Origin of the sequence: Streptomyces sp. P9-2, assembly GCF_051903975.1 — a bacterium.
Classification (GTDB): Bacteria; Actinomycetota; Actinomycetes; order Streptomycetales; family Streptomycetaceae; genus Streptomyces; species Streptomyces cellulosae.
Map to the genome: position 1 here is coordinate 1,334,589 of NZ_CP192633.1, position 23,476 is coordinate 1,358,064.

At 73.5% G+C, this 23,476-nt stretch carries 25 protein-coding genes and 3 pseudogenes; 13 read left to right on the plus strand and 15 right to left on the minus strand.

The features are described from left to right. Positions 1 to 73: 73 nt before the first annotated feature. From ACQY0Z_RS06275 to ACQY0Z_RS06285, 3 genes are read right to left on the minus strand one after another with little or no spacing between them, the layout of a single operon-like run. Entirely contained in the window at positions 74 to 1,948 is a 1,875-nt protein-coding gene (locus ACQY0Z_RS06275; protein WP_439811939.1) for a CotH kinase family protein, read from the minus strand. Beyond that, a complete protein-coding gene (locus ACQY0Z_RS06280) occupies positions 1,948 to 2,631 on the minus strand; it encodes a DUF4956 domain-containing protein (RefSeq protein ID WP_439811940.1) in 684 nt (227 codons plus the stop codon). The genes ACQY0Z_RS06275 and ACQY0Z_RS06280 overlap by 1 nt, the downstream gene beginning before the upstream one ends. Further along, positions 2,628 to 3,536, minus strand: coding sequence for a polyphosphate polymerase domain-containing protein (locus tag ACQY0Z_RS06285; protein WP_439811941.1), 909 nt, complete (start codon positions 3,534 to 3,536; stop codon positions 2,628 to 2,630). The genes ACQY0Z_RS06280 and ACQY0Z_RS06285 overlap by 4 nt, the downstream gene beginning before the upstream one ends. A gap of 161 nt (positions 3,537 to 3,697) precedes the next feature. Here ACQY0Z_RS06285 and ACQY0Z_RS06290 point away from each other — a divergent pair, with 161 nt between their 5' ends. Then, positions 3,698 to 4,414 carry a translation initiation factor IF-2 gene (locus tag ACQY0Z_RS06290; RefSeq protein WP_189897688.1) on the plus strand — a complete coding sequence of 239 codons (717 nt, stop codon included), beginning with the start codon at positions 3,698 to 3,700 and terminating at the stop codon, positions 4,412 to 4,414. Between the two features lie 166 nt (positions 4,415 to 4,580). Here ACQY0Z_RS06290 and ACQY0Z_RS06295 read toward each other — a convergent pair whose 3' ends face one another. Continuing rightward, positions 4,581 to 4,754, minus strand: coding sequence for a CsbD family protein (locus tag ACQY0Z_RS06295; protein WP_189897690.1), 174 nt, complete (start codon positions 4,752 to 4,754; stop codon positions 4,581 to 4,583). A 135-nt stretch (positions 4,755 to 4,889) separates the two neighbouring features. Here ACQY0Z_RS06295 and ACQY0Z_RS06300 point away from each other — a divergent pair, with 135 nt between their 5' ends. The 5 genes from ACQY0Z_RS06300 (at position 4,890) to ACQY0Z_RS06320 (ending at position 9,279) form a co-directional block, all read left to right on the plus strand. Beyond that, the gene (locus ACQY0Z_RS06300) at positions 4,890 to 5,060 is read left to right on the plus strand and encodes a hypothetical protein (RefSeq protein WP_033276627.1); all 171 of its coding nucleotides are present in this window, start codon (positions 4,890 to 4,892) and stop codon (positions 5,058 to 5,060) included. Between the two features lie 236 nt (positions 5,061 to 5,296). After that, positions 5,297 to 6,061, plus strand: a complete 765-nt coding sequence (locus ACQY0Z_RS06305; protein ID WP_439811942.1) for a polysaccharide deacetylase family protein — start codon at positions 5,297 to 5,299, stop codon at positions 6,059 to 6,061. Between the two features lie 103 nt (positions 6,062 to 6,164). After that, the gene (locus ACQY0Z_RS06310) at positions 6,165 to 6,749 is read left to right on the plus strand and encodes a TerD family protein (RefSeq protein WP_189897693.1); all 585 of its coding nucleotides are present in this window, start codon (positions 6,165 to 6,167) and stop codon (positions 6,747 to 6,749) included. 119 nt (positions 6,750 to 6,868) lie between these two features. Further along, a complete protein-coding gene (locus ACQY0Z_RS06315; RefSeq protein WP_347225582.1) occupies positions 6,869 to 7,120 on the plus strand; it encodes a hypothetical protein in 252 nt (83 codons plus the stop codon). An 86-nt stretch (positions 7,121 to 7,206) separates the two neighbouring features. Next, positions 7,207 to 9,279, plus strand: coding sequence for an ATP-binding SpoIIE family protein phosphatase (locus ACQY0Z_RS06320; RefSeq protein WP_254587992.1), 2,073 nt, complete (start codon positions 7,207 to 7,209; stop codon positions 9,277 to 9,279). A gap of 232 nt (positions 9,280 to 9,511) precedes the next feature. Here the strand turns inward: ACQY0Z_RS06320 and ACQY0Z_RS06325 are convergent, their stop codons facing one another. The 5 genes from ACQY0Z_RS06325 to ACQY0Z_RS06345 form a co-directional block, all read right to left on the minus strand. After that, positions 9,512 to 9,802, minus strand: a complete 291-nt coding sequence (locus tag ACQY0Z_RS06325) for an SCO4225 family membrane protein (RefSeq protein WP_189897698.1) — start codon at positions 9,800 to 9,802, stop codon at positions 9,512 to 9,514. Between the two features lie 102 nt (positions 9,803 to 9,904). Then, positions 9,905 to 11,119, minus strand: coding sequence for an NAD(P)/FAD-dependent oxidoreductase (locus ACQY0Z_RS06330; RefSeq protein ID WP_439811943.1), 1,215 nt, complete (start codon positions 11,117 to 11,119; stop codon positions 9,905 to 9,907). Between the two features lie 101 nt (positions 11,120 to 11,220). Then, on the minus strand, positions 11,221 to 12,168 hold the full coding sequence (locus ACQY0Z_RS06335; protein ID WP_439811944.1) for an RNA polymerase sigma-70 factor: 948 nt from the start codon (positions 12,166 to 12,168) through the stop codon (positions 11,221 to 11,223). Between the two features lie 66 nt (positions 12,169 to 12,234). Beyond that, complete coding sequence (locus tag ACQY0Z_RS06340; RefSeq protein WP_439811945.1) at positions 12,235 to 12,441, minus strand: DUF4287 domain-containing protein; 207 nt, start codon at positions 12,439 to 12,441, stop codon at positions 12,235 to 12,237. Positions 12,442 to 12,536: 95 nt separating this feature from the next. After that, positions 12,537 to 13,667 carry a sugar ABC transporter substrate-binding protein gene (locus tag ACQY0Z_RS06345; protein ID WP_381726890.1) on the minus strand — a complete coding sequence of 377 codons (1,131 nt, stop codon included), beginning with the start codon at positions 13,665 to 13,667 and terminating at the stop codon, positions 12,537 to 12,539. 306 nt (positions 13,668 to 13,973) lie between these two features. Here ACQY0Z_RS06345 and ACQY0Z_RS06350 point away from each other — a divergent pair. After that, positions 13,974 to 14,213, plus strand: a pseudogene (locus ACQY0Z_RS06350) (SCO2400 family protein); the annotation flags it as partial. 474 nt (positions 14,214 to 14,687) lie between these two features. Here ACQY0Z_RS06350 and ACQY0Z_RS06355 read toward each other — a convergent pair. Next, the gene (locus tag ACQY0Z_RS06355; protein ID WP_439813403.1) at positions 14,688 to 14,909 is read right to left on the minus strand and encodes a hypothetical protein; all 222 of its coding nucleotides are present in this window, start codon (positions 14,907 to 14,909) and stop codon (positions 14,688 to 14,690) included. A gap of 126 nt (positions 14,910 to 15,035) precedes the next feature. Here ACQY0Z_RS06355 and ACQY0Z_RS06360 point away from each other — a divergent pair, with 126 nt between their 5' ends. Further along, the gene (locus ACQY0Z_RS06360; protein ID WP_439813404.1) at positions 15,036 to 15,764 is read left to right on the plus strand and encodes an SCO2400 family protein; all 729 of its coding nucleotides are present in this window, start codon (positions 15,036 to 15,038) and stop codon (positions 15,762 to 15,764) included. A 54-nt stretch (positions 15,765 to 15,818) separates the two neighbouring features. Beyond that, complete coding sequence (locus ACQY0Z_RS06365; protein ID WP_028959568.1) at positions 15,819 to 16,139, plus strand: antibiotic biosynthesis monooxygenase family protein; 321 nt, start codon at positions 15,819 to 15,821, stop codon at positions 16,137 to 16,139. 10 nt (positions 16,140 to 16,149) lie between these two features. On the opposite strand, the gene bla is transcribed toward ACQY0Z_RS06365, so the two are convergent. Together bla and ACQY0Z_RS06375 are read right to left on the minus strand one after the other, a co-directional pair. Beyond that, positions 16,150 to 17,064: a class A beta-lactamase gene (gene bla / locus ACQY0Z_RS06370; protein ID WP_439811946.1), complete on the minus strand. Its 915-nt coding sequence runs from the start codon at positions 17,062 to 17,064 to the stop codon at positions 16,150 to 16,152. A 34-nt stretch (positions 17,065 to 17,098) separates the two neighbouring features. Then, complete coding sequence (locus ACQY0Z_RS06375) at positions 17,099 to 18,727, minus strand: penicillin-binding transpeptidase domain-containing protein (protein ID WP_439811947.1); 1,629 nt, start codon at positions 18,725 to 18,727, stop codon at positions 17,099 to 17,101. A gap of 85 nt (positions 18,728 to 18,812) precedes the next feature. On the opposite strand from ACQY0Z_RS06375, the gene ACQY0Z_RS06380 reads away from it, so the two are divergent. Both ACQY0Z_RS06380 and ACQY0Z_RS06385 read left to right on the plus strand, forming a co-directional pair. Next, the gene (locus ACQY0Z_RS06380) at positions 18,813 to 19,778 is read left to right on the plus strand and encodes a LysR family transcriptional regulator (RefSeq protein ID WP_347225587.1); all 966 of its coding nucleotides are present in this window, start codon (positions 18,813 to 18,815) and stop codon (positions 19,776 to 19,778) included. Then, positions 19,775 to 20,665 (plus strand): serine hydrolase, encoded by an 891-nt coding sequence (locus ACQY0Z_RS06385; protein WP_254588205.1) that lies wholly within the window; start codon positions 19,775 to 19,777, stop codon positions 20,663 to 20,665. The genes ACQY0Z_RS06380 and ACQY0Z_RS06385 overlap by 4 nt, the downstream gene beginning before the upstream one ends. 133 nt (positions 20,666 to 20,798) lie before the next feature. Here ACQY0Z_RS06385 and ACQY0Z_RS06390 read toward each other — a convergent pair whose 3' ends face one another. From ACQY0Z_RS06390 to ACQY0Z_RS06400, 3 genes are all read right to left on the minus strand, one after another. After that, entirely contained in the window at positions 20,799 to 21,002 is a 204-nt protein-coding gene (locus ACQY0Z_RS06390) for a cold-shock protein (protein WP_006134583.1), read from the minus strand. 237 nt (positions 21,003 to 21,239) lie between these two features. Next, a complete protein-coding gene (locus ACQY0Z_RS06395; protein WP_254588204.1) occupies positions 21,240 to 21,620 on the minus strand; it encodes a MerR family transcriptional regulator in 381 nt (126 codons plus the stop codon). Positions 21,621 to 21,745: 125 nt separating this feature from the next. Next, entirely contained in the window at positions 21,746 to 22,474 is a 729-nt protein-coding gene (locus ACQY0Z_RS06400) for a TetR/AcrR family transcriptional regulator (protein ID WP_439811948.1), read from the minus strand. A gap of 142 nt (positions 22,475 to 22,616) precedes the next feature. On the opposite strand from ACQY0Z_RS06400, the pseudogene ACQY0Z_RS06405 reads away from it, so the two are divergent. Continuing rightward, a pseudogene (locus ACQY0Z_RS06405) lies at positions 22,617 to 22,930 on the plus strand (cytochrome P450); the annotation flags it as partial. Positions 22,931 to 23,128: 198 nt separating this feature from the next. Then, positions 23,129 to 23,254: pseudogene (locus tag ACQY0Z_RS06410) on the plus strand (ArsR family transcriptional regulator); the annotation flags it as partial. Positions 23,255 to 23,476: the final 222 nt, after the last annotated feature.

Genomic DNA, 23,476 nt, shown 5'->3' on the forward strand with positions numbered 1-23,476 from the left:
ACACCGGGTGGATATGGCCCGGCGTCCCGGACACGCCCTCGGGGGGAAGGGAGCGGTCCGGGACGCCGGGGGTTCAGCCGGTCACGTCCTTGTCCGCGGCCAGGGCCTTGGCGCGTTCGGTGACCGTCGTGGTGAGCCGGGTCACCGCGGTGTCCAGCTCGTCGGAGTCCGCCCCGGCGGCGCGGGCCTGCTCGGCGAGGGTCCGCAGCTGCTTCTCGGCGGTGCCGGAGGCGTAGAAGGTCTCGTACAGCTCGCGGTACGCCTTCTTGTAGACCTCGTCGAAGGCGTCGGACGCCAGGAACCTGGTCTTCAGCGGGTGCTCGGCGAAACCGGGGCCGCCGCCGCGTCCGGCACCGGGGCCTGCGCCTGCTTCGGCGCCGTCGTCGTCACCGGTGCCGCCGTCCGCCGCGGTGCCGCCGTCGCCGGCCGTACCGCCGGGGAAGCCCTCCGGCATACCTTCCGGGAAGCCTTCCGGAAGCCCCTCGGGCATGCCGTCCTGCGGCATCTCCGGGACACCGGACGGCATCGCACCGCCGGCCGGGGGCTCCTGCGCGCCGGTCCCGCCGGTGGCCGTCCCGCCTTCGGTCCCGTTTCCGGCACCCCCGTTCCCGGCCCCCGGGCGCATCCCGCCCCCGCCCATGCCGACGGAGTCGTCCGGCCCGGCGGTGGCGTCGCCGCTGAACGTCAGGTTGTAGTCCCAGCCCAGGACGGAGAACTTCTTGGTGTCCAGGTCGTACCAGAGCAGGTAGTTCTTGCCCGGCCCGGCCATGTCGTCGAAGTTCAGCAGGAGGTTCTGCGTGGCGACGTACGACGCCAGCGACTCGACGTCGACGTACGTGTCGAGGTCGCGGGCGAACTCCTCGTCCGTGGCGCCGTCGACCCACTTGATGAGCCGCATCACCGGTTCGAGGTCCTGGCTGCCCTTCTTGTTGAGCTGCTTGAAGTCGCTCTCGTACTCGGTGGGGTCGTCCCCGCGGTACGTGAAGCTGCTGCCCGCACGCGCCTTGTAGAGGACGCCGTTGCCGTCCGCGACCTCCTCCGCGTACTCGGTGTCCGGCGCCTCCACCATCAGGCGGGTGACGGTGGGGCGGTTGTTCACCGTGAAGCGGGTGAAGCTGTAGCGCTCGGCCTTCTGGCCGCTCTCGTCCGTGAGGGAGAGGGACAGGGCCTCGTTGAGCGGGACCTGGCCGTCGACGCCGGGGCGCAGGGAGATCTCGCGTTCGCCCTGGTAGGCGCGGCCCTCGATGTACTCGTCGATCTTGACGAGCCAGGGCAGCTCCTCGGGCTTCTCGGCGGAGAGCTCGTACTGCGTCATCCCGCCGCCCATGCCGCCGGGACCGGCCGCACCTCCCGCGCCGCCTGCGCCACCCTCGCCGTCCGCGCCACCCGCGCCTCCTGTGCCACCCTGGCCGTCCGCGCCACCCTCGCCACCCGCGCCGCCTGTGCCGCCGGGCCCGCCGGCGCCGCCTTCGGCGCCGGCGCGGCCCGGTGCCTCCTGCGCGCCCTCGGGCAGGTCCCGGCCGCCACCGGGCATGCCCCTGTCGCCGCGCAGAGACTGGAGGGTGGAGTTGCCCTTGAGGCGGAGCCCCACATCATCGAGGGCGACTCCGTCGATGACGAGGTCGGCCTCGATGTAGTCCTTGGTGCCGTCCTCCTTGAACTCCTTCATCATCTTGTCGAAGTCGTCCTGGCGATAGGTGACTTCGATGGAGTGCGGCACCGAGGCGTCGTACAGGTCGACCGTGCCGCGCACGTCGTCCACGATGATGTCCGCCTCGGCCCGCGAGGACGACGTCACGTACGGGGAGACCCGCGCGTCGCCGAACGCCCAGACCAGGCAGACGACTCCGACGCCCAGGGACGCGGCCGGCTTCCAGTGGTGGCGCAGCCGGACGGGCAGCCGGTCACGCAGCCGTCGCCCGCGCCGCGCGCTCGTCCCGCCGCTCATCACAGGTCCGTCGTGTCGTAACCGGTGAGCACGGTGACCCGCTGACCCGCCGTACGTTCCTGCAGGGCCGCGACCAGGTCGCCCGGCTCGGCGCCCTTCTTCAGCCGCACCGTGTAGAACACCTCGGTGAGCGCGCCGCCGCGGATGGTCTCCGTGCTGACCAGCTCGAACTCGCTGGTGTACTTGATGAGGACGTCACGGATCTGCGGGGTGTGGTCGTCCCCGGCGGGGACCTGGACCTTGACCACCTGACGCTGGACGTTCAGCGCGAACCAGTTGAACTTGAACATCACCAGGACGACGGCGCAGATGACGACCGCGCCGACCGCGGCGAGCGTGTAGAAGCGGGCGCCGCAGGCCATGCCGATCGCCATGGCCAGGAAGATGAAGCCGACGTCCCTGGTCTCCTTCACCGCGTTACGGAAACGGACCACGGACAACGCGCCGACCAGCGAGAACGCGCGGGCCAGGTTCGAGCCGACGACCAGCATGATCAGGGCGACGACCATGCCGACGACGACCAGCGTCTGCACGGAGGACTGGCTGTAGGAGACGTTCCGGTGCGTGTACCGGTACGTGTAGCCGATCAGCGTGGACAGGATGAACGACAGCGCCATCGCGGCGACGACGTCGGCCACGCTGAACGTGCCGCTGAGTTCCTGGAGTTGGAGATCGAAGTTCACGGGGTTCCTGCCTTCGGGGACGCGGTGGGCCGCGCCGGCCGCTGGGCGAGCGGCGTTTCGTCGGTGGGGGTGGGCGGGGGGCAGTCCGACTCGTCGATGTGGAACACCGAGCGCGGGGCGAGCCCGAACGCCTCGACGGACTGCACGTACTTCGAGATGCGGACGAGGTTGAGGTTGCGGCGGGCGGCCAGGTCGGTGATCCAGTGCGGGGTGCGCTCGTTGACCTTGACCTCCATGACCGCCATGTGCGGCGGGATGGTGAACCGGTTCTCGGGCGTCGGGACCCCGAAGTGGAAGTCCCGGTCACGGCCGCGGATCCGGCGGTCGAAGGTGACCCGCAGACCCGTGTCCGCGTCCCGGCCCACGAGGGCCTCGCGCTGGTAGCCGGTGATCGCCACGGGCCGCAGATTGAGGCGCACGACCAGTTCGAGGACCTCCTGGACGAAGGCGCTCTCCTTCGGCGAGTGCTCGATCAGCTCCCGGTCGTCGCACAGCCGGCGGGCCGTGCCGTAGGGGAGGGTGATGCGGCGCTTCTGGGTGACCCGGTTGACCCGCTGCTTGATCTCGACGCAGACGGGGGAGTCGTCGGTGACGCCGGCGAGGTCGCCGTAGTGCCGGATGCGGAGCTTGCGCCGGAACTTCAGGCCCTCGATCTTCTCCCAGTAGAACCGCAGCTCCGGGGTGTCGTAGTACAGGCTCCACACGCCGTAGCCGCCGACCGGGCTGTGCTCGTCGCGGTCCATCCGCTCGGCCAGCTCGTCCCGGATCTCGGCCGCCTGCTCCACCGGGACCAAGTACTTCAGCTCGAACCGGTTGAAGGCGTGCAGCCTGCTGGCCACGTGCAACGGTTCCTCGCCGACCGCCTGACCCTCTTGTGCCGGGGCTGCCTTCGACAGGAACACCATGCGCCTCCTCACTCGTCACTCTCGGACCGAACGGACTCGCACACGCAACCAACGGCGGATGAGGAGTCGATGAAAAACACGGGTCGATTCCCGGAGTCTTGGATATGAATCCGAGTAGGCGTACGGATGTCCGGCGGACGAGTGCGCGAAAGGGTGGGCGCATGCGTCGACTCGTGCTGCTCGCCCCGGTGTTGCCGGCCCTTACGGCTTGCGGGGTGATCCGGTCGTCCGAGGAGGAGGCGACCGACGCCGCGCGGGAGACGGCGACGCACGCCGGCCAGCGGCTCCACGGTCCGCGTCCGCGTACGGCCGAGGCCGTGGGGCGGCCGGCGTCGACGGTGGAGGTGCTGCGCGTCAAGGGCACGTCCACGCACGAGGGCGACGGGGTGGAACTGGTCGTCCGCACGTCCGGCTCGGCGTACAACGGCTGGTTCGACGTCGAGGAGGTCACCGTGCGGCGCTGCTTCGCCCTGCGGGTGTCGCCCGGGGCGGAGTGGGGTGAGGAGGCCCGGGACGTCGCCTGCCCCGGCGGCCTCCCGCTCGGCTTCGGCCCGCCGCCCGAGGTGCCGCAGGTGGCACTGGAGGAGAAGCTGCCGCGGGTGCCCGAGGGCGGCCGGGTGGACGAGGCCGAGGTACGTCGGGCGCTCGCCGCGCTGGACATGGACCCGTCGATCACGACCGAGGTGAAGACGGAGAACGGACGCGTCGGCATCGTCCTGTCACCACCGGCCGACCCTCACGAACCGGTGGACTGCGTCCTCGCCGTCGTCGCCCCCGGCGGAACGAGCACCTGGACCCCGCCCCGCGTCCGGCGCATGCCCGGCGAAGGAGGCTGCTCGGTGGACGACGCGCTGCACCCGGCGCCGCCGCCGCACTGAGCCCACTCGACTCGTCGAGCGGCCATCGCCCCGCGGGCGCATCACGAAGAAGCACCGGCTTTCCTCGGGGGCTTCCGCCACCCGGCGCACCTGCACCGCACACGCCCGCGTGGGGCCGTACCGGCTGCGCACCGGGGCGGCCCCACGCGGGCGTGTCGGAAGCGTGTCAGTGCTTGAACGCGTCCTTGGTCTTCTCCTTGGCCTCGCGGGCGTCGCCCTTGCTCTTCGTGGCCTGGCCCTCCGCCTCCATGCGCTCGTTCCCGGTGGCGCGGCCCACGGCCTCCTGGGCCTTGCCCTGCGCCTGCTCGGTCTTCGCCTTGGCCTTCTCACCGGCACTCACGGAACAGCCTCCTCGTAGGGTTCGGCACTGTGTCGTGGCCCCACGAGTGCCCTCACCCCTCCTTCACAAACAAGGTGGCTGCGAGGTGTGCGGCTGCGGAGTGAGGGCAAACGGTGCGGCAGGAGGTCGTTAACTATGGTTCCCTTGCTGCTCGTTCTGCTTCTTGCCCTGATCCTGTTCGGCGCCGGCTTCGCCGTGAAGGTCCTGTGGTGGATCGCCATCGCGGTCCTCGTGATCTGGCTGCTCGGCTTCGTCATGCGCTCCACCAACGCGGGCGGCGGCCGAGGCCGCTGGTACCGCTGGTGACGCGCCGCACCGCGACGCCGCACCACCCCTCGGGGGCCCGGTCACCATGGTGACCGGGCCCCCGGTCCGCTCAGGCGCCCGCCCAGGCGTCCCCGCTTCTGTCCGCGAACGTCCCCGGACATGTCCGTGCTCCGTAACGGACGCATCCGGGGACGTCCGTCTCCCGTCCTGCCCAGTGGTTCACGGAGAAGTCCGGGACCCAGGAGACGAGCGGCAGCAGGAAAGCGGGGCGGGTCATGGCGCGGCACAGCGGTGGACGGGGCTGGTACGGCAAGGTGGTCGGGGCCGCCCTCGGGGTGACGATGCTCGCCGTCGGCGCCTCGGTGTACACCGCCCAGGCCGACGTCAGCGGCGCCCCTCAGGCCGGCGCGTCCGCGAAGCCCGCCGCCGTGAAGCGGGTCTCCCCCACGATCGCGCACGCCTCCGACGCCGGCCCGCGCGGCGTCAACATCACCATCGACGACGGCCCCGACCCCCGCTGGACGCCCCAGGTCCTCGAGCTGCTCCGCGAGGAGGGGGTGAAGGCCACCTTCTGCCTCACCGGCATCCAGGCGCAGACCCACCCCGGCCTGGTCAAGGAGATCGTCGCGGACGGGCACGTCCTCTGCGACCACTCCGTCTCCCACGACACCTCCATGGACCGCAAGTCCGAGGCGTACCAGTCGAAGGAGATCCTCGACGCCGAGCGCGTGATCACCGAGGCGTCCGGCGGCGTCCGTCCCCTCTACTACCGGGCGCCCGGCGGCGCCTTCACCCCGCACAGCCGCGCCGTCGCCGCCTCCCGCGGCATGCGCCCCCTGGGCTGGAACGTCGACACCAAGGACTTCGAGCAGCCGGGCGCCGACTCCATCGTCGAGACCGTGCAGCGGGAGCTGCCCAACGGCCCGACGATCCTCTTCCACGACGCGGGCGGCGACCGCGCGCAGACCGTCGAGGCGCTGCGCCGCGTGCTGCCCTGGCTGAAGGAGCAGGGCTACTCCTTCGGTTTCCCGGTGCGTTGAGCACCCGCAACGATCGCGTTTCAGGGCAGACCCGCCTGTTCAGGATGGAGCGGCGCCAGGCAGACTCAAGGCCGTACACCCGTCGACGAAGGATGGCTCGTTCATGATCACGCTGACCAAGGAAGACGGCCCCGCGGACCTGGACGGGGTCACGCACCTCTCCATCGGGGTCTCCTGGGACCCGACCGCCGGTTCCAGCGGCGGAGTGCTCGGCAAGCTGCGCCGCAAGACCGGTACGGACCTCGACCTGATCGCCATCGCCATGTCCGGCAGCGACCCGGTCCGCCTGGCCGGCCTGGACTCGCTCGACCCGATGGGCAACGGCTCCCTCCTGCACAGCGGCGACAACCAGACCGGTCACGGCGACGGGGACGACGAGACGGTGACCGTCGAGTTCTCCCGCCTGCCCGGCGCGATCACCTCGATCGTGTTCGTCGCGGCCGCCTACAAGAAGGGCAGCTCCTTCCAGAAGGCCCGCAACATCAGCTTCAAGGTCTACGACGCCACCGGCGGCAGCACCCAGCAGGTCGCCGACATCTGGCCGAGCATGCTCAGCCAGGACAACGGCTGCGCCGTCGCCAAGGCCGTCAAGGTCGGCAACAGCTGGAAGCTCCAGGTGATCAACGAGACCGGCAAGATCAAGCAGGGCGACGAGCACGCCCTGATGCGGTTCGCCGTCAGCAAGTAAGCGGGTACGGAAGAGACACGGGCGGCCACGACACCGGCTGGGGGGTGTCGTGGCCGCCCTCCCCCGCCATCCCCCGTCAGGGAAAGGGCGTGTGGACCCGGCCTTCGGTGTCGTGCACGGTGACCCGTCCCAGGCGGTCGACGCCCGTGTCGGCGACGGCGTACCAGACGCCCCAGCCGGGACGGCCGGGCAGCCCGATCAGCTTGCCGCGCAGCGGGCCGGCCGCCGTCTCCAGCTCGACGGTGGACGTGCGGCCGGAGGACGCCGGCGACCTGGACGCGGAGGGCCTCGCCGACGTGCTCGTCGACGACGTACGGCGCAGCGCGCACCGCAGCGACGACGTGGCGGTGCCGGTGCTGCGGACGCGCTGACCCGTCCGGCCGAGTTGCCGCGCGCGGGTGATGCGAGAAGGTGAGAGAAGGCCCGGAGGGGGATGACCCCGCGAAGGGAGTGTGCCGTGCCGGACGGCCACGTCGACGACGCCGCGGTGCTGGACGCGCTGTTCGCCGGTTCGCCCCAGGGTCTGTTCGTTCTCGACGCCGACCGCAAGGTCGTCCGGTACAACCCGTCCGCGCGCGGCGTGCACGGCCTTCCCGTGGACGACGTCGTCGGCCACCACGTGCGGGACTTCGCGCCCGGCATGGAGCCGGAGCTCGACCACCTCATCGACGAGGTGCTCACCACCGGCGAGCCGGTGCGCGGCCGGCTGCTGCGCGGACGGTCCCCGTCCGACCCGCACCGGACGCTCGCCGCGGAGCTGTCGCTGTTCCCGCTGCGTGACGGCCCCGGAGTGGTCGGCGTGGTGGAGGACGTGACCGAGCGGCAGGCCGCGGCCGACCGCCTCGCCGTGCTCAGCACCGTGCACCGGACCGTCGGCTCCACTCTCGACGTGCAGGCCACGGCGGACGCCCTGGTCGAGGCGCTGGTCCCGGCCTTCGCCGACGCGGCGGCCGTGGACCTCCTCGACGACGACCCCACCGGGGCGGCGCCCCCGTCCGGTCCCCTGCCGACGTCCGTGCCGCTGCGCCGGGTCGCGTTCGCCGCCCCGGACTCCGTCGAGCCGTCCCGGCGCACCGGCGACAGCCGTCCCTTCCCGTTCCCGACGCCGTTCACACAGGCCCTCAGCGACGCGCGCGAGCGGCTGGTGCAGGTCACCCCGGACGACCCGTGGCTGGAGACGGACCCGGACGGCTTCGCCCTGCTGGGGCGGAAGGTCCACTCCATGATCGTCGCGCCGCTCACCGCGCGGGACACGGTGCTGGGGCTGCTGACGCTGTTCCGCAGCCGGGTCGACGCCTTCGAGGAGGCCGACCTGGACGTGGCCCGGCAGGCCGCCGCGACCGCCGCCGTCCACCTGGACAACGCGCGCAGCTACCGCCGCGAGCACGCGGTGGCGTCCGCCCTCCAGCGGCGGCTCCAGCCGGGCGTGACCCCGCGGCTCTCGGCGGTGGAGACCGCGCATGTGTACCTGCCGGAGAGCGCGGGCGGGGCCTGGTTCGACGTCATCCCGCTGTCCGGGACGCGGGTGGCGCTGGTCGTCGGGGACGTCGCCGGGCACGGTATCGAGGCGGCGGCCACCATGGGGCAGCTCCGGGTCGCGCTGCGCACCCTGGCGCTGCAGGACCTGGAGACCGACGAGGTGCTGACCCACCTGGACGAGGTCGCCGGACAGCTCACCGACTCGCGTGTGACGCACCCCTACCTGGCGACCTGCGCGGTCACCGTCTACGACCCGGTCTCCCGGAGCTGCGTCATGATGCGGGCCGGACACCCCGCGCCGATCCTGGTCGACCCGGACGGCTCGCCCATCGACGTGGACGTGCCGCTCGGCCCGCCGCTGGGCGCGGAGGGCGGGGCCGCGTTCGCCCCGGCGGTCACCCAGCTCCCGCCGGGCTGCCTGATCGCGCACGTCACCAACGGGCTGCTGGGCTCCGAGGGGGACGGCGACGGCGACACGGACGCCGTGCACCGCCTGGAACACGTGCTGGCCACCCCGTCCCGGCCGCTCCAGGAGCTGTGCGACACCGTCCTCTACCGCATGGCGCCCTCCCGGTACGACGACGCCGTCCTGCTCCTCGCCCGCACCGAGTGCCTGCCGCCCGACCGGGTCGCCGACTGGACGCTGCCCGCGGACGCCTCCGTCGTCGGCACGGCCCGCCGCCTCGTCGGCCAGCAGCTCGCCGCCTGGGACCTCGCCGAGCGCGCCTTCACCACGGAGATCATCGTCAGCGAACTCGTCACCAACGCGATCCTGCACGGCGAGGGGCCGGTACGGCTGCGCCTCATCCACGACGGGGAACGCCTGTTGGCCGAGGTGACGGACGCGAGCAGCGCGGGCCCCCACCTCCGCCACGCCCGCACCGGCGACGAGGGCGGCCGGGGCCTCTACATCGTGATGCGCCTCAGCGCCCACTGGGGCGTCCGCCACGGCCGCGAGGACAAGACGATCTGGTCCGAACAACGCCTGGGCGAGGAGACCCCGGAGGACGTCCTCGCGGGGATGGACGTGTTCGACACGGCGGCGGTCTGAGGGGACCGCCGTGTCGGCCGACACCGGCCGTCCCCTCGATGCGCGGGCGACTCCGTCGCCGGGTGCGGGTGCTGTCACCACGGCGCCGAACAGACCGCCGCCCAACAGCGCCTTGCAGCGCGCGCCGGCGCAGGCTGCCGTGTCCGTCGTGCCTGGGCACATGTGCCAGGTGCAACGCAGTTGACGGCGGCGCGCGCGGGCCGGCTGCCGGTGTGGCCCGCCGTCCCTCACGTCAGCGCTTCCCGCCTCGCAGGCGGCGTGAACACCAGGTGATGGCCGCCGCGTTGACCAGTGCGCCCAGCATGACCGCCAGTACGAACGTCGGCGCGCCGCCCGGGAGGGCCAGGGCGGCGATGCTGACCGGGGCCGTGGCGAGGACCGGGATCACGCCCGCCAGGGACGCGTCCTCGTGCTCGGCCGTGCCGGCCGCGAGCGCCCAGACCGTCAGGGCGGCGCAGACGGCCAGGTAGGTGAGGGCGAAGGCGTCGCCGTAGAGGCGGTTCAGGAGCGGGCGTCCGGGCATGGGAGGACTCCTCACCTGGCGGTGGTGGGGCTGTCCTTGTTCCCCGGGGCCGGGCGCCTACACCCCCCAAGGCCCGCCGCGGACACGGGCCTTGAGGCGTGGTCAGGCCGCTGTTTCCGGTGCCGGGGCCGGGGCCGCGGTCGTGGACTCGGCCGGGGCGGGGTGCGTGATCCGGCGACGGCGGCTGGGGATGCCCAGGGTCGGGTGGGCGACTCCCCAGGCCGCGCTCTTGCAGATGATCTCCTTGTAGAGGGCCGCGAAGCGGCCGGTCAGTGCCGCGTTCTTCGCGCGGTCGTCGGCGGTCACGTACTGGATGAGTCCGTCCTTGCGGCCGAGCGAGACGCACTGGTTGAAGTACCGCAGCGGCACGTGCGGCATCTTCCCGCCGGTGAGACGGGCCGCGATCGCGTCGGCGGCCTGCCACGCGGTAGGCGTGCCGGTCGCGCACGACATCCGCAGCGGCTTGTCGCCGGGCCCCCGCACCAGCGCCGCGTCGCCGACCGCGTACACGTCCGGGTGCGAGACCGACCGCATGGTGTCGTCGACCACGATCTGCCCGCTGTCGCCGACCTCCAGGGTCGTGGCGCGGGCGATCGGGTGGACGGCGAACCCGGCGGTCCACACGGTGAGCGCGGACGGCAGGACCGTCCCGTCGGCGGTGACCACGCGGCCGTCCTCCACGGCCGTGACCTCGGCGTGCTCGCGCGCGGTGATGCCGAGCCGGCCGAACACCGCCCGCAGATGCCCCTGCCCCTTGGGCGACAGCCAGTCGCCGAGGCCTCCGCGGGCGGCGAGGGTGACCTCCAGGTCGGGACGCGACTCGGCGATCTCGGTCGCCGCCTCCAGGCCGGTGAGGCCACCGCCCACCACGACCACCGGCTGCCCGGCGGTGAGCCCGGCCAGCCGCTCGCGCACCCGCAGCGCGCCGGCCCGCCCGGCGATCTCGTACGCGTGCTCGGCGGCGCCCGGCACGCCGTGGTCGTCCCAGCGGCTGCCGAGGGCGTGGACGAGGGTGTCGTACGCCAGTTCCTCGGCGCCGCCGTCGCCGGTGACGGCGACGACCTTGCGGTCGACGTCGACGGCGGTGACCCGGGCGACCTTCAGCGCGACGCCGGTCCCGGCGAGCACGTCGGCCAGCGGCCGGTGCGGGAGCTCACGGCCGGTGGCCAGCTCATGGTTGCGGACCCGCTCGACGAAGTCGGGCTCGGCGTTGACGAGGGTGAGGGAGACGTCGTCGCGGTGCAGCCGCCTGGCCAGGCGTCCGGCGGCGGAGGCTCCGGCGTATCCGGCTCCGAGGACGATGATGCGGTGCTGCATGGCAGGCTCCTGTCGTCGACTGGTTCGCCCCTTGAACCGGGCAGCCCGCCGAACCCTGACACCTTCACCATGTGACCTACATCACACCAACCTCGTGTGCGTCAGTACACGTCCCTCATCAGCGGCTCCCCGTGGTCGACGGCGGCCCACCGCTCCGTCACGCGCTCCAGCTTGTCGGGGTTGACCTGGCTGCGGACCGCCGCGATGCCGTCCTCGGTGACCTCCAGGCACATCACCCCGATCACCCGGCCGTCGACGACCGCCACCACGGCCGGATCGCCGTTCGCGGTGGTCGCGTACAGCTCGGGCGACCCGCCCGCCACGGCCCGCTTGCCGGGACCGGGCTTGAACAGACCGCGCAGGAACGTGGCCACCGCCTTGACGCCCTCGAACGCCTTGGCCCGCGCCGGCACCTTCCCGCCGCCGTCGCCCACCGCGACGGCGTCCCGCGTGAGCAGCGCGACCAGCGGCTCGGTCCGCCCGCTGGTCGCGGCCGCGAGGAACTCCTCGACGATCCGCCGCGCCTCGGCCTCGTCGATCTCCCGCCGCGCCTTGCCCTGCGCCACATGCTTCCGCGCCCGGTGCAGGATCTGCTGGCTGGCGGCCTCGCTGACGTCGAGGATCTCGGCGATCTCCCTGTGCGGGTAGCCGAACGCCTCCCGCAGCACGTACACCGCGCGCTCGTCCGGCGACAGCCGCTCCAGCAGCACGAGCATCGCGAACGACACCGATTCCCGCTGCTCGGCGGTGTCGGCGGGCCCCAGCATCGGGTCCCCGGCGACCAGCGGCTCGGGCAGCCACTGCCCCACGTACGTCTCGCGCCGGGCACGGGCCGAGGTGAGCTGGTTGAGGCAGAGGTTGGTGAGCACCTTCGTCAGCCACGCCTCGGGCACCTCGATCCGCCCGGTGTCCGCGGCCTGCCAGCGCAGATACGCCTCCTGCACGGCGTCCTCGGCCTCGCTCGCGGAGCCGAGCAGCCGGTAGGCGATGGCCTCGAGACGGGGCTTGGCGGCCAGGAACCGGTTCACGTCGCTCGTGGGCGCAGACATGCCGCGATCCTAGGCACGCCCCGCGCGTCCGCGCCCGCCTTTACGCCCGGCCGCCGCGCCCCGCGGTCACCCCTTCTCCGCGGGGGTGTGGGCGACCAGGGCGTTCGCGTGCCCGTGGCCCAGGCCGTGCTCGGTCTTGAGCCAGGTGACCAGCTCCATGTGCCGGGTCAGCGGCGAGGAGCGGATCAGCTCCTTCCACTCGGCCACGGGGCGGCCGTACTTCTTCTCGATCGACGGGAAATAACTGGCGGGGCCCTTCACCTGTGCGCTCATGACGACCGGTCCTTCCTCCGCTCGCGGACACCTACGCCATGAAGACCGGAGGAAGGACGAGAACTGAGCGGAGCACTGCCGTGACCTGCGTCACCTCAGCCGGTGAGGCCGATCTCCGCGCAGTCGTCCGCGTGCGCGGGGGTGCAGATGTCCTGGACGGAGTAGACGCCGTCCGCGATCACCGTGTCCTCGATGTTCTCCCGGGTGAGCGCGACCACCGGCACCAGCATCGCCGGGATGTCGTTCTGCGAGCGGCTGTCGATCGTGTCCCGCGCGAGCGCGTCGAACTGGATCGCCCGGTCCTGCACCTTCGCCACCGCCATGTCCGCGGCCCCCGTCGCCTCCAGCAGGAAGGACTTGTACACCGTCATGTACTGCGTGCCCGAGACGACCCGCCGCACCGCCTCCAGGTCCGCGTCCTGCCCGGTGACGGGCGGCAGTTGGCTGAGGCCGGCGTTCTGCAGCTCCTCGATCACCGCGCCGGCCATGCCGTCGTTCGCGGAGTAGACGGCGGCGACGTTCCCCGCGCCGACCTCCTTGATGGCCTTGCGCATGTTCTCCGCCGCGACCTCGGGCAGCCACTTCTTGGTGTCGTACGACGCGGCGATGTCGACCGCCCCGCTCAGCTCGCCCAGCGCGCCCTTCTTGAACAGCGCGGTGTTCGGGTCGGCGGGCTCGCCGTTCATCATGACGACCTTCTTCTTCTGGGACTGCTCGCCGAGCGCGTTGACCAGGGCGCGTCCCTGCACCTGGCCGACGAGTTCGTTGTCGTGCGAGACGTACGCGTCGACCGGGCCCTCGGCGAGCCGGTCGTAGGCGATGACGGGTATGCCCGCCCGCTTGGCCAGGCGCACGTCCGGCGCGACGGCGGCCGCGTCCACCGCGTCCACGAGGATGACGTCGACCTTCCGGCCGATCATCTGCCGGAACTGCTCGCTCTGCTTCTCCTTGCTGCCCTCGGCGTTGGCGTAGACGACCTCGCCCTGCTTGTTCGTCTGCGAGGCGATGCGCTCCTTGATGAGCGGGTAGTCGAACTTCTCGAACCGCGCCGTGTCCCGGTCGGGCAGGAGCAGGCCCACGGTGATGTCGTAGTCGGCGCGCGCGTCCGGGGTCTCGTCGTCCTCCGATCCGAGCGCACCGCAGGCGGTGAGGGAGAGGGCCGTCAGGGAAGCGGTCAGCAGCAGGGCACAACGGCGTGCGGCGGCAGCGGTGGTACGGGGCTTCACAGTGGGGGCCTTCCGGGCGGGGCGTGCGGCATGGGGTGGAGCTGGACGGCCGACGCGGCACGCGGTACGGCGTCGGGGCCGACGTCCGGCCGGGCCCAGAACGTTGCTCAGCAGTGTGTCCGTTGTGCGGTGGTGCGGCACGTGCGCTCACGACCTTCTCCCCTGGCACGCCGAGAATGTGCGCAGGAGCGGCACAGAGACTGCACACAGCGCGGCATGGGCGTGGTTAGCGTGGCTGTCCCCTGCCCGGACCGGGCCGGCCGCGCCTGCGCGGACACCCGGTACGACACCTCAGGAAGACAGCGGATGGACTACTGCTCCACGTGTCGCCGGCATCTGAACGGCGCCCTGGTCTGCCCGGGTTGCGGCGCCTACGCTCCCGACATCGCCCCCGGCGTGGTGGGCGGCCACCGCGTCCCCGGACAGGCGGCACGCACGGCCCACGGCGCCGCCGGCGAAGGGCCCGCGGAGGGAGGGTGGTTCACCGCTCCGGCGCGGTCCGCCGAGACGACGCGGGCCAACGAGGCGGCGCGGCCCGGCGGTTCCGCACGGTCCGGGGAGACCTCGCGGCCCGGCGAGACGGGACGCCACGCCGGCTCCGCACGGCCCAACGGCCCTGCGCGGCCGGTCGATTCCGCGCGAACTGCGCGGCCCGCCGGGGCCATGGGATCCGCGGGGGCCATGGGGCCCCGCGACGGCGCACGGTCCATCGACACCACGTGGCCGACGGACGCCGGACGGCCGGGCGACGCCCCGCGGCCCGCCGACGCCGGACGACCGGGCGACGCCTCCCACCCCGCCAACGCCCGGCCGGGTGCGATCCCGCGCCCCTCAGGCACTGCACGGTCCACCGGAGCGACGCGGACCAACGAGGCCGCACGGCACGCCGGTTCCGCGCAGCCCATCGGCGCGACGGGGCCCCTCGACATCCCTCGGTCCGCCGACACCACGTGGCCCGTCGGCGCGGGACGGCCCGGGGAAACCCCGCGTCCGGTCGGCACGGGACGGCCGCACGAGGCCTCACGCCCCGTCGGCGCCGGGCGGCCGGGCGGCGAACCGCACCCCGTCCGCGCCGGACGGCCGGGCGACGCCCCGCACCCCGTCGGTACTGGGCGGGCGGGCGACGCCCCGCACCCCGTCGGTACTGGGCGGGCGGGCGACGCCCCGCACCCCGTCGGCACGGGACAGTCGTACGAGGCCCCGCGCCCCGTAGGCACCGGACGACCGGGTGCGACCCCGCACCCCACCGGCACCGCACGTCCCGCCGAGACGACGCGGTTCCGCGACACCCCGCGCCCCGCCGACCCCGCCGCCACCCCCGCCGTCGGCATACACTCCGTCCTCCCCGCCCGCCGGGCCGAGACCGCCGTGTTCGCCGCGCCCGCGCGGCCCGACGCCGGCGCGCACCCCGAGGAGACCGGCGACCGCGCCGCCCTGCCGGCAGGCGCCGGTACCGGGCGTGCCGCGCGGCGGCGGCAGTTGGCGCGGTGGAAGAAGACGCAGCGGCGTGCCCTGGTCGCCACGGCCGTGGCGCTCGTCGGCGGCGGCATCACCCTCGCCTCGACGGACCGGGGCGGCACGGACCGTACCCAGGCCGCCACCGCGCCCGACCTGCACGGCATGGGCGGCGCCGGCGGCACCACGGACGACACGGCCGGCACCCCGTCCGTCGCCCCGGAGCGCTCGGCGGCGCCGCCGCAGGCCGAGGGCCGCCGCAGCCCGGCGCGTCCCGAGGCCGCGCCCACCACGACCGCGCCGCCGTCCGGCACCCACACCGACGGCGCCGCCGCCACCGAGGTGCCCACCGGGGGACGTTCGGACGCGTCCGAGTCGGTCTCCCGTTCCGGCGACCGGTCCGGGACGAGCCAGGACACCGGCGGCGGAGCCCCCGGCTCCGGCGGCTCGACGACGCCCGCGCAGCCCTCCTCGCCCCCGCCCTCCTCGGACGACGGCGGCGGGAGCGGCGACACGGGCGGCGACGGCGGCTCGGGCCAGGGCGACGACGAGGCCACGCAGCCGGCGCCCAGCACCCCGCCGCCCACCGCCGAGCAGCCGCGCGACCCGCGCCTCTGCCTGCTGGTGATCTGCCTCGGCTGACCGAGCCGCCGCCCCGACCGGCGGCCGGCACGGCGGCTGCGGGACAATCGCGGCATGAGCGTCGTCAAGATCAACGTACTCACCGTGCCGGAGGACCAGCGCGAGACGCTGGAGAAGCGGTTCGCCGCGCGGGCCGGGGCGGTGGAGAGCTCGGACGGCTTCGAGTGGTTCGAGCTGCTCCGCCCGGTCGAGGGCACCGACACCTATCTCGTCTACACCCGCTGGCGCAGCGAGGAGGACTTCGAGCGCTGGAGGGACGGGCGCGGCCAGGCCGCCCACGCGGGACCGCAGGGCGACAAGCCGCGTCCGGCGGCCACCGGCGCCACCCTGTGGTCCTTCGAGGTGGTCCAGCAGGCGGCGCCCCGCCAGGACTGACCGGCGGACGTCACCTCCATACGTCCAGCACGCGCCGCGCCGCCTCCGCCACCAGCTCGTCGCTGGGGGTGGCGGCGCGGTCGGGGCGTTCCGTCAGCACCGACAGCACCAGCGGCGCACCACCGGCGTCCGGCCACAGCACGGCCACGTCGTTGCCCCGGCCCCACTCGCCGCCGCCGGTCTTGTCGCCGACCCGCCAGCCGCGGGGCACGGCCGCCCGGATGCGGCGGTCGCCGGTGGTGTTGCGCACCAGCCAGTCGGTGAGCAGGGCGCGCCCGGCTGCGGGCAGCGCGTCGCCGAGGACCAGGGCTCGGTAGTCGGCGGCGATCGCGCGGGGCGTGGTGGTGTCGCGCGGGTCGCCGGGCGGGTTGCCGTTCAGCTCGGGCTCGATGTGGTCCAGCCGGGTCACCCGGTCGCCCAGCCGGCGCGCGTACGCGGTGAGGCCGCGCGGGCCGCCGATGTCCCGCAGCAGCAGATTGCCGGCCGTGTTGTCGCTGTAGCGGACGGCCGCGTCGCACAGCTGCCGCAGCGTCATGCCCTCCCCGGTGTGCTTCTCGGTGACGGGCGAGTACGGCACCAGGTCGGCCGTGCCGTAGGGGATCCGTTCGTCCAGGCGGGCGCCGGGGCGGTGGTCCACGACCGCGGCGGCGGCGAGGGTCTTGAAGGTGGAGCAGAGCGCGAAGCGCTCCTCGGCGCGGTGGACGACGGTGGCGCCGGTGCCGGTGTCGACGGCGAACACCCCGAGCCGGGCGCCGTACTCGCGTTCCAGCGCGGCGAGGTTCCGGGGGCTGACCGGGGACGGTGTGCCGCTGCCGGGGGAGGCTCCGGCGGCCGGGGCGCGGTCCGGGGCGTCGGTGGCGCAGCCCGCCACGGGGGCCAGGGCGGCGGTCAGCAGCAGGGAGCGGCGGGAGAGACGGGCGGTCATGACGGGACGTTTCCTTCGATCGTGGGGGCGTGGCTCAGGAGCGGGGCGCGGCGGAGAGCAGGGCGTGCAGCACGGGTCCGGCCGAGCCGCTGCCGGTGACGCCCTCCTCGACGACGCAGGCCACGGCGACCCCGTCGCGGTGGGCGACCATCCAGCCGTTGTTATCCTGCGCGTCGGAGACCTCGGCGGTGCCGGTCTTCCCTCCGATCTCACCGGCCAGCGGGGCCAGGGCGCGCGCGGTGCCCTCGGTGACCGTGGCGCGCAGCAGCGTGCGCAGCTGATCCACGACGCGGGGCGGCAGCGGCTCGGTCCTGGTGGTGTCCTCCGTGCCGGCGACGAGGACGGGCTGGTGGAAGCGGCCGGAGACGGCCGTCGCGGTGACCGACGCCATGATCAGCGGGTTGGCCTGCACCCGGCCCTGCCCGATCATCGACGCGGCCTTCTCCGTCGCGTCGCGCGGCTCGGGCACGGACCCGTCGTACGAGGGGACGCCCACGTGCCAGGTCTGGCCGACCCCGAAGTACCGCTTCGCGACCTCCCCGAGCTCGCCGTCGCCGAGCCGGCTCCGCAGGCCGATGAAGGCGGTGTTGCAGGACTCGGTGAACGCCTTGCGGAAGGTGGCGCCCGGGTGGGCGGACGTCTCCACGTTCTGGAACCGCTTCCCGACGGTGAGGTAGCGGGGGCAGTCCACGACGTCGTCCGGGGCGACCGCGTCCTTCAGCAGCAGGGCGCTGCTGGTGACGATCTTCCAGGTGGAGCCGGGGGCGTAGGTGCCGGAGACGGCGCGGTTGAAGCCGTCCGCCGGGGAGTTGGCCACGGCGAGGATCTGACCGTCGTCCACGCGCAGGGCGACCAGCGCCGCGTTCTTCCCGCCGGCCTTCTCCAGGGCCTGCTCGGCGGCCGCCTGCCAGCGGGCGTCGAGGGTGGTGCGCAGGGGCCCCCCGTCCTTCGGCGTGGCGGAGCCGAAGGTCGCCTCGGTGCGGCGGACCTCCCCGGTGACGCGGTCGACGAGGAGCACCGCCCCGCGCGGGCCTCCGCCGGGCGTGGAGCCGGCGAGCTGGGTGAGGACCGGCCCGAGGGAGGGATGGGCGGCCGCCGACAGGGTGCGGCCGGCGCGGTCGTTCGCGCGGACCGGCTCGGCCTCCTCCCGCTCCAGGCGGAACTTCTCCGTCCCGCTGAGCCGGGGGTGCACCAGCGACAGCCGCCAGTCCACCTTCCACTCGCCGCCCCGCTCCCGCAGCGGCAGTTCGGCGGTGTACGTCCAGGTGCCGAGGCCGGTGACGGGCATCCGCGCGGTGTACGGCACGGTGACGGCGTGCCCGCCGGACTCCTCGTCCTCCACGGGCTCCCCTGCCGTGAGCACGGGTTTCTCGATGTCGAGCCCGGAGGTGAAGCTGCTCAGCACCTCCTGGGCGCGGTCGGGCCCGGTGGTGCGGGCGGCGGCGTCCGGGAGGCGTCCGGCGGCCCAGTCGGCGAGGAACGCGCGGGCCTCGGCCACCGCCTCCGGGTCGGGTCCTGACTCGTCCGCGAAGGGGCCGAGCCCGGCGGCCCAGGCGCCGCCGACCGCGACCGCGGCGACCGCCGAGACGGCGACGAGCGCCTTGACCGCCGTGCGAGGACGACGGCGGGGACGGACAGGGGGGAAGTCGGGAAACGTGTTCATGCCCCGACCACAGCAGCGTCAGGGGCCGTCCGTCCAAGTCCGCTATCAATCATGGACTGATAAATACTCGATATGATTACTGGTCGTGGACCTGGTGCGGCACTTGGAGTGCTTCGTGGCTGTTGCCGAAGAGTCACACTTCGGCCGCGCCGCCGCCCGTCTCGGCATGGCCCAGCCCCCTCTCTCGCAGCGCGTGCAGCGGCTCGAACGGGAGCTGGGCGTGCGGCTGTTCGAGCGCACCAGCCGTCAGGTGCGGATCACGGAGGCCGGGACGCTGCTGCTGGCGGAGGCGCGGGAGGTGCTGTCCCGCACGGAGTCGTTCCTCGCCGCCGCCCGCCGGGTGCGCGACGGCGAGACGGGACTGCTGCGCGCCGCACTGCCCCCTGACCTCTCCGGCGAGACCGTGGCCGCCCTGCTCGCGGACTTCGGCGACCGTCACGCGGGACTGGAGCTGGAGCTGCACGAGCTGTCCACGGCCCAGCAGCTCGACCGGCTCGCGGCGCACGACCTGGACGTGGGCGTCGTCCACCACCCGTGCGACGTGACAGGTCTGGAGCTGGGCCCGGTGCTGCGCAGGGAGCTGGGCGTGCTGCTGCCCGCCGCCACGGCGGCCGGCCTGGACGAGGTCCCGCTGCCCGCGCTGTCCGGCCGCGACCTGATCCTCTTCCCCCGCACGGCGGCCCCCGCCCTCTACGACGAGCTGCTGACCACCTGCGCCCGCGGCGGCTTCACCCCCGCCGCCGTACGTCACGGCCAGGGCGCCAGTTTCGTCCGGGGCCTGGTGCTGTCCTCGGGGGCGGTGGCGCTGTGCCCGCGTGACGCGGCCCCGTCGGGGCAGGGGAACGGGGAGGCGGACGTCGTGTGGCGGCCGCTGACCGGCGGGGCGCCCGCGCTGCGGCACTCCGCGGCCTGGCCGAAGGGGCGTGGTGACGCCGCCGTGCAGGCGTTCGCGGAGGCGGCCACGCACGCCCTGCGCACCGCCGCCGGCGCGGTCCCCGACGTGCCGGCCCGTCCCCTGCATCTGCGACCGGCATCGGAGTACTGGCTGTGACGGACGCCGTCGCCCGCATCCACGCGGCCCTCGCCGACGCCGGGGTCACCGGCTGGCTGCACGCCCTCGACATCGACTCCGGCGAGCAGCTCGACGCCGGGGCCGACCAGCCGGTGTGCACGGCGAGCGTCCACAAGCTGTGTCTGCTGGTCGCGCTGCACGAGCAGGCGGCGCGGGGCGCGCTGGACCTGGCCGAGCAGGTGGAGTGCGGGCCGGAGGAACGGACGGCGGGGCCGACGGGGGTGGCGGCGATGCTGGACGCGGCCCGGATGTCCCTGCGTGACCTCGCCTATCTGATGATGGCGGTCAGCGACAACGCGGCCGCCGATCTGCTGCTGCGCCGGGTGGGTCTGGACGCGGTGAACGCGACGACGGCCCGGCTGGGCCTCACGCGGACGCGGGCCGTGCACTCCTTCGGCGAGATGCTCGCCACCGTGAAGGAGGACGCCGGGCCCGAGGGCGCGCGGGCGCTGGCCGATCCACGGGTGGTGAGCCGGCTGCGGGCGCTGGACCCGGAGCGCACCAACCGCAGCACCCCGCGGGACATGACCCGGCTGCTGGGCGCGGTGTGGCGGGACGAGGCGTGCACCCCGGAGCATGGCGCGGCCATACGGCGGATCATGGGGCTTCAGGTGTGGCCGCACCGTCTGGCCTCGGGTTTTCCTTTCGACGACGTGCATGTCGCCGGGAAAACCGGCAGTCTGCCGACCCTGCGCAACGAGGTGGGCGTGGTCGAGTATCCCGACGGGGGCCGTTACGCGGTCGCCGTCTTCACCCGGACCGCGCACACGGCGGCGACCCTTCCGGCGGCCGACGCGGTGATCGGCACGGCGGCGCGGATCGCGGTGGACGCGCTGCGGGCGAGGGCGTTCCGCTCGTCCCGCTGATCGTGACGGCGATCGTCACGCGGGAAGCGGCGGAAAACGTACGGAAAAGATGTCCGTGAACAAACGAAAAGCGGGTGCCCGCACGTAACGTGCGAGCACCCGCTCATCCAAACCTGCGTGCAGGTCAGGAAGGTCAGGCAGGAACGATGTTCTCCGCCTGCGGGCCCTTCTGGCCCTGGGTGACGTCGAAGGTCACCTTCTGGCCTTCCTGGAGCTCGCGGTAGCCCGAGGTGGCGATGTTCGAGTAGTGGGCGAACACGTCAGCGCCGCCGCCGTCCTGCTCGATGAAGCCGAAGCCCTTTTCCGAGTTGAACCACTTGACCGTACCGGTGGCCATAATTTTTCTCCTGAGACAGTGCGGGAATCGCACTTCACGAATCCCTACATCGTCGCGATGATCACCTGCCCGGAGAACCGGTTCAAACTGGCAACCACAACTGCAACTGACGTCAGCCTAGCACGGAAAATGTTCTCGGCAAGCGAGGAAAATCACTGGATAAACCCGGACGGCATGTTTAGCGAAAGGAATTTCGCGCGGGCGCGACGGAAATTCTGCGCCGGCCGGGACAGATTTTCAGCGGTGTCCCTGGACCGTGTCGGCACCCTGCCGGCGGAGCTCCTCGTTCATCCGTTCGGCCTGCTCCAGCTGGTCCTCGAGGCTCACGATCCGGCACGCGGCGTCCACCGGGGTGCCCTGGTCGACGAGCTCGCGGGCGCGGGCGGCGAGCCGCAGCTGGTGGCGCGAGTAGCGCCGGTGACCACCGTCCGAGCGGGTCGGGGTGATCAGCCGCGCCTCACCGAGAGCGCGGAGGAACGCGGGAGTCGCTCCGACCAGTTCCGCGGCCCTGCCCATGGTGTAGGCCGGGAAGTGGTCGTCGTCGAGCCGGTCGGCGACGGGCGGCCGGTCCTGGTCCGGCTGCCGGCCGTCGGCGTACGGCTGACTTTCCGAGGGCATACGCACCTTTCCGCGGACCACAGCGGTCACGGTCCGCCACGGGGACAGGTTCCCCACCGTCAAACTCTAGTCGCCTCGACGGAAAATCTGTCGTGGCGCGTGCAGATGTCCTCGGCCGCCCTCGCCTACGGCCTGCCGCGCGCGGCGACCCCGCCGGTTGACCCGTCCGGGGGGCGGGCCCGGTGCGGGCCCCTTTCCCCGAGCACCTGACCCAGTTCCTCCTCGTCGAGCGGCCGTCCCGGCCGCGGGCGGGGCCCGGCCGCGGGGCCGCGCAGCCCTTCGAGGAACAGGGCCAGGGGGCGGCGCCAGGCGTCGGGGCCGGCGGCGACGGCCAGCGGCGGCACGGCGCGGCCCAGTGCCGCCAGGGCGAAGAGCAGGTCCTCGGTGGTGACGTCCGCGCGGACGCTGCCCTGCGCTCGGGCGCGCTCCAGCAGCACGTCGACCGTCTCGCGGTTGTGCGCGTGGACGGCGCCGAGCGTCTCGACGTCCGGCAGACGGGTGGTCATCAGGTCGTTGGTGCCGCGATCGGCCGCAAGGGTGGCGAACACGGCGTCCAGATACTCCGCCGGACGGGCCCACGCGTCGGGCGCGCGGCGCGCACGCTCACCCGCCTCCATGGTCCCCGTGAGGGGGTCGCGGAACACGGCGTCCACGAGCGCGGCCCGGGTGGGGAAGTGCCGGCGGAGCGTCGCGTTGCCGACCCCGGCGCGTCGCGCGATCACGTCCAGCGGCGCCTCGAGCCCCTGCTCGGCGAACACGGCGTGCGCCGCCTCCACCAGCCGCTCCCGGTCCCGCCGCGCGTCCCGCCGCAGCCGGGGCGCACCGGACCCCTCGGGTCCCTCACCGACGCTCATGGATCCTCCGCACGAACCGGGGAGCGCTCCCCGGGCGGACGCCATCGTCCCGGCGACAAGTGGGGACTGCTCCCCGTTTCACAGTTCGCCGAGCGGAGAGAACCGCACCGCGCGCGCTCACAGCACCGACGGACCGGCGCCCCTGGAGTGGGCGCCGACACCCTTCCCCTTCGAGCGGCTCGCCGCCCTCCGCGCCGAGGGGCCGGTGCACCGGGTGCACGTCCCCGGAAGCGGGGGCGCCCGGCCGGTGGTGGCCCGGGAGGCGGTACGGACGGCACTCACGGATCCCCGGCTGCGGAACGACATCCGGCCCTCGGCCGGCTGGGAGTCCGACGGCGGGCACGCGGTCGGCCGCAACACGCTGGAGAGCGACCCGCCGCACCACACCCGGCTGCGGCGGTGGTCGCGAACCACTTCACTCCCGGCCGGATCGCCGCGCTGCGCCCCCGCATCGAAGGCACCCTCATCTCGCCCTCGACGCCGATCCGGAGTCGCTCACCTGGCGGGCGGGCACGCTACTGCGGGGGCTCACCGCACTCCCCGTGCACCTCGGCTGACACGGCACTTCTCGGGGCCTCCCGGAGCCGACCCCGAGACGTCCACCGTCCGACCCCGAGACGTGTCAGAAGCCCGAGGTCCCGCCGCCGGCGCCCCATGGGTGACGCTTTGCACAAGATCCTGACCGCGCTGGGAAACCCACACCGGATGCGGATCGTGGCGGCGCTCGTGGAGAACCGCACGTACGTCAGCGCGCTGCCGCGCGAGATCGGCATCTGGCGGGCGGCGGAGGCTCGGGAGCCGGTCGCCGGGACGCGTACGCAGCCGGAACCGGCGGAGACGGGAAGGCCGGGGCCGGGCCCCGAGCTGCACACGTGGGGACGCGACGGCCCGTCCCGGCCTTCCTCTGGCCGCAGCCTGCCACCCGGTGCGGGGCGCCGCCCCTCGGGGAGGGCCGAGCGGGTGGCGCCGCCGATTCGGACATAGCGGGAGCTTTATCACATT

Excerpts from the sequence above, each read along its gene's own strand:
- ACQY0Z_RS06275 (WP_439811939.1), bottom strand. The coding sequence starts at position 1,948 with ATGAGCGGCGGGACGAGCGCGCGGCGCGGGCGACGGCTGCGTGACCGG.
- ACQY0Z_RS06285 (WP_439811941.1), bottom strand. The coding sequence starts at position 3,536 with ATGGTGTTCCTGTCGAAGGCAGCCCCGGCACAAGAGGGTCAGGCGGTC.
- ACQY0Z_RS06290 (WP_189897688.1), top strand. The coding sequence starts at position 3,698 with ATGCGTCGACTCGTGCTGCTCGCCCCGGTGTTGCCGGCCCTTACGGCT.
- ACQY0Z_RS06300 (WP_033276627.1), top strand. The coding sequence starts at position 4,890 with ATGGTTCCCTTGCTGCTCGTTCTGCTTCTTGCCCTGATCCTGTTCGGC.
- ACQY0Z_RS06305 (WP_439811942.1), top strand. The coding sequence starts at position 5,297 with ATGGCGCGGCACAGCGGTGGACGGGGCTGGTACGGCAAGGTGGTCGGG.
- ACQY0Z_RS06310 (WP_189897693.1), top strand. The coding sequence starts at position 6,165 with ATGATCACGCTGACCAAGGAAGACGGCCCCGCGGACCTGGACGGGGTC.
- ACQY0Z_RS06325 (WP_189897698.1), bottom strand. The coding sequence starts at position 9,802 with ATGCCCGGACGCCCGCTCCTGAACCGCCTCTACGGCGACGCCTTCGCC.
- ACQY0Z_RS06330 (WP_439811943.1), bottom strand. The coding sequence starts at position 11,119 with ATGCAGCACCGCATCATCGTCCTCGGAGCCGGATACGCCGGAGCCTCC.
- ACQY0Z_RS06335 (WP_439811944.1), bottom strand. The coding sequence starts at position 12,168 with ATGTCTGCGCCCACGAGCGACGTGAACCGGTTCCTGGCCGCCAAGCCC.
- ACQY0Z_RS06340 (WP_439811945.1), bottom strand. The coding sequence starts at position 12,441 with ATGAGCGCACAGGTGAAGGGCCCCGCCAGTTATTTCCCGTCGATCGAG.
- ACQY0Z_RS06365 (WP_028959568.1), top strand. The coding sequence starts at position 15,819 with ATGAGCGTCGTCAAGATCAACGTACTCACCGTGCCGGAGGACCAGCGC.
- bla (WP_439811946.1), bottom strand. The coding sequence starts at position 17,064 with ATGACCGCCCGTCTCTCCCGCCGCTCCCTGCTGCTGACCGCCGCCCTG.
- ACQY0Z_RS06375 (WP_439811947.1), bottom strand. The coding sequence starts at position 18,727 with ATGAACACGTTTCCCGACTTCCCCCCTGTCCGTCCCCGCCGTCGTCCT.
- ACQY0Z_RS06390 (WP_006134583.1), bottom strand. The coding sequence starts at position 21,002 with ATGGCCACCGGTACGGTCAAGTGGTTCAACTCGGAAAAGGGCTTCGGC.
- ACQY0Z_RS06395 (WP_254588204.1), bottom strand. The coding sequence starts at position 21,620 with ATGCCCTCGGAAAGTCAGCCGTACGCCGACGGCCGGCAGCCGGACCAG.
- ACQY0Z_RS06400 (WP_439811948.1), bottom strand. The coding sequence starts at position 22,474 with ATGAGCGTCGGTGAGGGACCCGAGGGGTCCGGTGCGCCCCGGCTGCGG.